Genomic DNA, 5,336 nt, shown 5'->3' with positions numbered 1-5,336 from the left:
GTCTGGCCGATCCCTGCGAGCGGCAAGCCGGGCCCCATCCACGCAGCGGGGGCCCCTCCGATCGTCGTGGTCGGAAGTACCGGCGACCCGATCACTCCCTACCAGTGGGCTCAGTCGCTCGCGTCTCAGCTGCAGAGCGGGGTTCTGCTCACTCGCGAAGGCGACGGGCACACTGCATACCGGTCGAGCTCGTGCATCCGCGGCGACGTCGATGCCTATCTCATCAACCTCACCGTCCCCGCACCCGGGACCCGCTGCGCCAGCGACTGAAGTCGGGCTCCCGTCTCGCCAGCGATAACAGTCGGCGGTGGAGCTGTAGCGGGTCCGTCTTTGGGCCAGACTGGCTTGCGTGACTGACCCTCTGGTCGCCGATCTTCGCCGGGTGCTCGGAAACGCCGCAGTCCGGACGGACGCGATCGAGCTGGCCCTCTACGGGCGTGACGCGTCGTTGATAAGCGGTCAGGCGGGGGTGGTGTGTTTTCCGTCAAACGCGGAGGAGCTGGTGGGGGTGGTGCGGGCGTGCGCCGCGCACGGCCGTCCCTTTGTCCCTAGAGGATCGGGCACCGGGCTGGCGGGCGGTGCGACACCTGCCGGCGACGTCCCGCCGGTAGTCATCGTCACGACCAAGATGAACCGGATCCTCGAGGTCGACGAGGAGCAGCGGGTGGCGTGGGTGGAGCCGGGCGTGCTGAACCTGGACCTCTCCCGCGAGGTCGCGCACCTGGGCCTTCATTTCGCTCCCGACCCGTCGAGCCAGCAGTCGTGCTCGATCGGCGGCAACGTCGCCAACAACTCGGGCGGTCCGCACTGCCTTCTGTACGGGGTGACCAACGCCCACATCCTCGCAATCGAAGTCGTCCTTCCTGACGGGAGCGTCGCGATGCTCGGCGGCATCGATCCCGAACCCGACGGCCTGGATTTGCGTGGTGCGTTTGTGGGCAGCGAGGGAACTATGGGGATCGCCACGAGGATCGCGGTGCGGCTGACTCCGCTGCCTCCGAGCGTCGAGACGTTGCTGGCCGACTTTGCGACCATGCACGAAGCGGCTGCAGCGGTGACGGGAGTGATAGCCGGAGGGATAGTGCCAGCAGCGCTGGAGATGATGGACCGCAACATCGCCGAGGCCGTCGAGGCGTTTGTTCACGGGGGTTTCCCGGTCGATGCGGCCGCTTTGTTGTTGGTGGAGGTGGACGGACTCGCCGGCGGCGCCGCCGAACAGGCCCGAAGGGTGGAGAAGGTGCTTCGCGAGAACGGCGCCCGGTCGGTGCAGATCGCCGGCAGCGACGAGCAGCGGGCGTTGTGGTGGAAGGGGCGTAAGTCGGCGTTCGGTGCGATAGCGAGGATCGCTCCCAACTACTACCTGCACGACTGCGTGGTCCCGCGCAGCCGTTTGGTAGAGGTGCTCGAGCAAGTCTCGGAGATCGCGGCTGGCCAGGAGTTGGTGCTGGGGAACGTGTTTCACGCGGGCGATGGGAACCTGCATCCGCTGATCATTTTCGACAAGCGGGTTCCGGGGACACTCGACCGGGTCCACGAGGCTGGGCGGCAGATCATCGAGGTGTGCGTCGCTGCCGGAGGCACTCTTTCAGGCGAGCACGGCATCGGGCTGGAGAAGCGCGACCACATGGGCCTGGTGTTCAGCGCGGCCGATTTGGAGGCCCAGCTGTGGTTGCGGGACGCATTCGATCCTTCGGGCTTGTGCAACCCGGAGAAGGTCTTGCCGCGCGGCGGTTCGCGGTGCGGCGACGTCGCGTCGTTGCCGGCGGGTGCGTGGGTTTGACGTCGACGACATCAGTGTTGGAGCGTTTCGCCTCGGAGGTCGGCGACTACGGACCGGTGTGCTGTGTGGGAGGCAGGACACAGTGGGATGTCGGTGGGCCGGTCTCGTCGGGGACGCGTGAGGTTACTGCGCCGGCCGGAGTCGTCGCGCACGAGCCCGCGGAGATGATCCTCCGGGTTAGGGCGGGAACCCGGCTCGAGGATCTGTCCGCTGTTGTCGGCGAAGGTGGTCAGCGGGTAGCTCTTGAAGGGGCCGCGGATGCGACTGTCGGCGGCGTCATCTCGGTCGGGCGCTCCGGCGTCCGCCGGCTTGGGTGGGGGCCCTTGCGCGACGCGGTTCTCGAAGTGACCGCGGTAAGTTCGCGCGGCGAGTTGATCCGCACCGGTGCGCCGCTGGTCAAGAACGTGACCGGGTTCGATCTCTGTCGGTTGTTGACGGGTTCGCTCGGGACGCTCGCGTTCGTGGCGGAGGTTGTGTTGCGTTGCCTCCCTCTTCCCGAGGTGGAGCGGTGGTATGTCGCTGAAGGTGCGGATCCGTTCGAGGTCTACCGGAAGCTGTACCGTCCGTTGTCGATCCTCTGGGACGGCCGGCGTACGTGGGTCGGTCTCGCCGGCTTCGAAGTCGACGTCGAGGAGCAGGCGAGGGGGACCTTGGGGGAAATGTTCTCGTTGGTGGACGGCCCGCCTTCTCTACCGGGGCCGGGGCGCCGTTCTCTGGCGCCGGCTTCTCTTCGTTCCCTACCATCCGTGGTTGCGGATGCCGGAGCATGGTTGGCCGAGGTTGGCGTAGGAGTCGTCCACTGCGACTCGCCGGCGGGGGATCGGTTGAGGTGTGAGGACGGGCCCTCGCAGTCAGTCGTCGAATTGCACCGGCGAATCAAGGAGAACTTCGACCCCGCCGGACGGCTGAACCCTGGCCGGCAGGTAATTACCGGAGCCTTCTCTTGAGTGCTTTGCACATAGATTCCGACGACCTGGCGGCATGCGTGTCGTGTGGTCTGTGCCTCGCCCACTGTCCGACGTACCGCGTCAGCGGTGAAGAACGGCTGTCGCCTCGCGGGCGCATCACCGCGATGCGAGCCGCGGAGTCGGGGGCGCCGATCGACGACGCGTTCGAAGAGATCATGCAGACCTGCGTCCAGTGCCGCGCGTGCGAAACCGCGTGCCCGTCGTCAGTCCCGTTCGGGCGCATGATGGAAGCGACCCGAACTGTGCTGGCCGATCGATCGGTTCCGTGGTGGCAACGGGCTGGCTACTCGGTCCTCGGTCATCATCGACTACTGCTGGCGCTGTCGTCTCTCGGCGCTGTGGCTCAGAGGGCCGGTCTCGTTCCTCGCCGGCTGGCCGACCGGGTGTCGTTGCCGCGCCTTCCGGTGAGACAGCCTGCACTTCGGCCAACCGGAACTGACGTGTGGCTGTTCACCGGATGCGTCATGGACGCGTGGCAGAGGTCGGTTCACGGCGCGGCTGTCGCCTTGGTAACCGCATGCGGGTTTGGTGTTGCCCTCCCGGGGAGCGGAGCCTCATGTTGCGGTGCCCTCCACATCCACGCCGGTTTGCATGACGGCGCGACTTCGTTAGCTCGCCGTGTAATCGAATCGTTTCCCGGTGATGCTCCGATCCTGGTCGACTCCGCGGGGTGCGGCGCGGTGCTAAAGGACTACGGGCATCTATTGGGAACAGAAGAGGCTGTTCGCTTCGCCGGCAGGGTCCTCGACATCCACGAGTGGCTCGCCGATCACGCCGACAGGTTGCCGGCGCCGTCGCGTGGGTGGGTTCGCCCGAGCGTTGCGATCCAGGATCCATGTCACCTGCGGCACGTGCAGCGGGTAGTCCAGCCGGTGCGGACGGTCTTGTCCCGCTACGCAGATCTAGTCGAGCTTCCAGACGAAGGACGCTGCTGCGGTGCGGGCGGCGCCTACAGCGCGTTGGAACCGGAGCTGGCCCGGCCGATCCGTTCCCAGAAGGTTGCGGTGATCGACTCGGTCTCGGCGGACCTGGTCGCGAGTGCAAACCCGGGGTGCTCGATGTGGCTCGCCGGCGCCGGCGTCAAAGTTCGACATCCGGTCGAAATCGTCGCCGATGCCGCAGGATTGATGGTGGGGGAGGGATAGTGGCCGGCGAGTTTCAGGAAATTCGTGCTCGGCTCGAGGCGATCGCCGAGGAGTTGAGCGACCTGGCGATCGAGAGGCTGCGTGAGTCGATCGACGCCGGCGGCGAGGAGCTGCCGGTGGACGAGAGGCGGCTGACGCGGGCCCGGCGAGCGGTTGAGAAAGCGGTCGCCATTCTCGGCGAACCCGACGACCGGGAGTAGTGGCCGGCATAGTCGGTTGGTGATCGTTGGTGGTCAGTTGGTGGTGATCGACTGTTCCTGCTGGATCGGATAGTTGGGGATGGTGGCGGTCGTTGCGAGCCCGCCCAGGGCGCCGACGGCGGTGCCGAGATGCCAGGTCGCCGTCCATGCCTCCCGTACGACGATGTTCACCACACCCACATCGTCGTAGGTGTGGCTGATCCTCCCGTTCGGCCAAGCTTCCCCTTCAAACGGGTACGGACCACTCCATCCCGGAGCGCGTGGGTCTCCCCAGTCGACGAAGTACGTCCCTGACACGTCGATGCGGAGCTGACCGAGTGGCGTTGGAAACACGTATGGCGCCGGCGCGGTGGTCGAGTTGGTTACGAGGTAAGCCGGCATCCCCGTGATCGCGTAACCGGGTGGGACTTGGGGCTTCGGCACTGGGAGCGCGATCGTCTTCCAGAAGTCTTCCGCGAGTAGCTGGGGATCGATGCGCGCCGGCGCCGCCGCCCTTGCAGGGCAAGGTGGCAGGTTCAAAGTTGTGAGCCACGCCGTGACTGTCGCGTTCGCGTTGGGGCTCGGGGGTCCCAGGGCTATGCACGGACCATTGGGGCCGTTGGCGACGTACTGGACGAGCACCGGGGGTGGCACATTCGAGGGCGCGGAATGCGCCGGCGCATGGGGTGCGGAGTCGGAGTAGCCCGGTTCGCCTACGACATAGCCGCCTCCGCATGTGATCGTTGCCCCGAATCGTCCCCGAAAGCATGAACCCTGGTCGTCCGCGGTCGCGGATGCCACTGGAATCATCAGGGTGCTTAACAAAATGCAAAGGATTAAGCGCTTGAGCATTGGTCCGGGATTGTCGTGGGTGTGGTGTAACTAGCGTTGAAACTCAGGGACCAAGGGGTGGGATTTACATGCTCCGGGTCTGTTCCGGCCTGTTTGGGTTTGAGCGACCAATACTCGGATTGCGCTGGTGGTGTCGGGTGCACCAGCACTTCCTCATACGTGCTCTCTGTTTGAGCAAATATGCAGCTAGGCGAGTAATCGATCAACCTGATGACCGAGGTCCGTATGTCTCCCGGAGGCTTACGCACGTTTGAGGTGTCTTGTTGAAGGCTTTGCTGAGCGATCTTCACCTCTTCGGAGTAGAGAGGGTCGTTGTAGATGGCTCGCAGGATCGAGTCGTCCTGAGGCGTGACCTTCCTGTCGGCGACCAGGGACCGGGTGACGTCCCCGTCGAGATGGTTGAGGACCTTGA

General features: G+C 65.6%; 6 protein-coding genes. 5 read left to right on the top strand and 1 reads right to left on the bottom strand.

Annotated features, from left to right (window positions below; translation table 11 throughout):
• The 5 genes from VFZ97_19045 to VFZ97_19025 all read left to right on the top strand — a co-directional run.
• Window positions 1-270, top strand: a 270-nt coding sequence (locus VFZ97_19045; protein HEX6395536.1) for an alpha/beta hydrolase, incomplete at its 5' end; no start/stop codon positions are given.
• Window positions 271-349: 79 nt separating this feature from the next.
• Complete coding sequence (locus tag VFZ97_19040) at window positions 350-1,780, top strand: FAD-linked oxidase C-terminal domain-containing protein (protein ID HEX6395535.1); 1,431 nt, start codon at window positions 350-352, stop codon at window positions 1,778-1,780.
• Window positions 1,771-2,727: an FAD-binding protein gene (locus VFZ97_19035; GenBank protein HEX6395534.1), complete on the top strand. Its 957-nt coding sequence runs from the start codon at window positions 1,771-1,773 to the stop codon at window positions 2,725-2,727. Before VFZ97_19040 ends, VFZ97_19035 begins: the two co-directional genes overlap by 10 nt.
• On the top strand, window positions 2,724-3,893 hold the full coding sequence (locus VFZ97_19030) for a (Fe-S)-binding protein (GenBank protein ID HEX6395533.1): 1,170 nt from the start codon (window positions 2,724-2,726) through the stop codon (window positions 3,891-3,893). Before VFZ97_19035 ends, VFZ97_19030 begins: the two co-directional genes overlap by 4 nt.
• Window positions 3,893-4,093 carry a hypothetical protein gene (locus tag VFZ97_19025; GenBank protein HEX6395532.1) on the top strand — a complete coding sequence of 67 codons (201 nt, stop codon included), beginning with the start codon at window positions 3,893-3,895 and terminating at the stop codon, window positions 4,091-4,093. Before VFZ97_19030 ends, VFZ97_19025 begins: the two co-directional genes overlap by 1 nt.
• 33 nt (window positions 4,094-4,126) lie before the next feature.
• Here VFZ97_19025 and VFZ97_19020 read toward each other — a convergent pair whose 3' ends face one another.
• Window positions 4,127-4,873 carry a hypothetical protein gene (locus tag VFZ97_19020; GenBank protein HEX6395531.1) on the bottom strand — a complete coding sequence of 249 codons (747 nt, stop codon included), beginning with the start codon at window positions 4,871-4,873 and terminating at the stop codon, window positions 4,127-4,129.
• Window positions 4,874-5,336: the final 463 nt, after the last annotated feature.

It is taken from the genome of Acidimicrobiales bacterium (assembly GCA_036378675.1).
Taxonomy (GTDB): domain Bacteria; phylum Actinomycetota; class Acidimicrobiia; order Acidimicrobiales; family Palsa-688; genus DASUWA01.
This window is presented reverse-complemented; position numbering and strand designations above follow the sequence as displayed.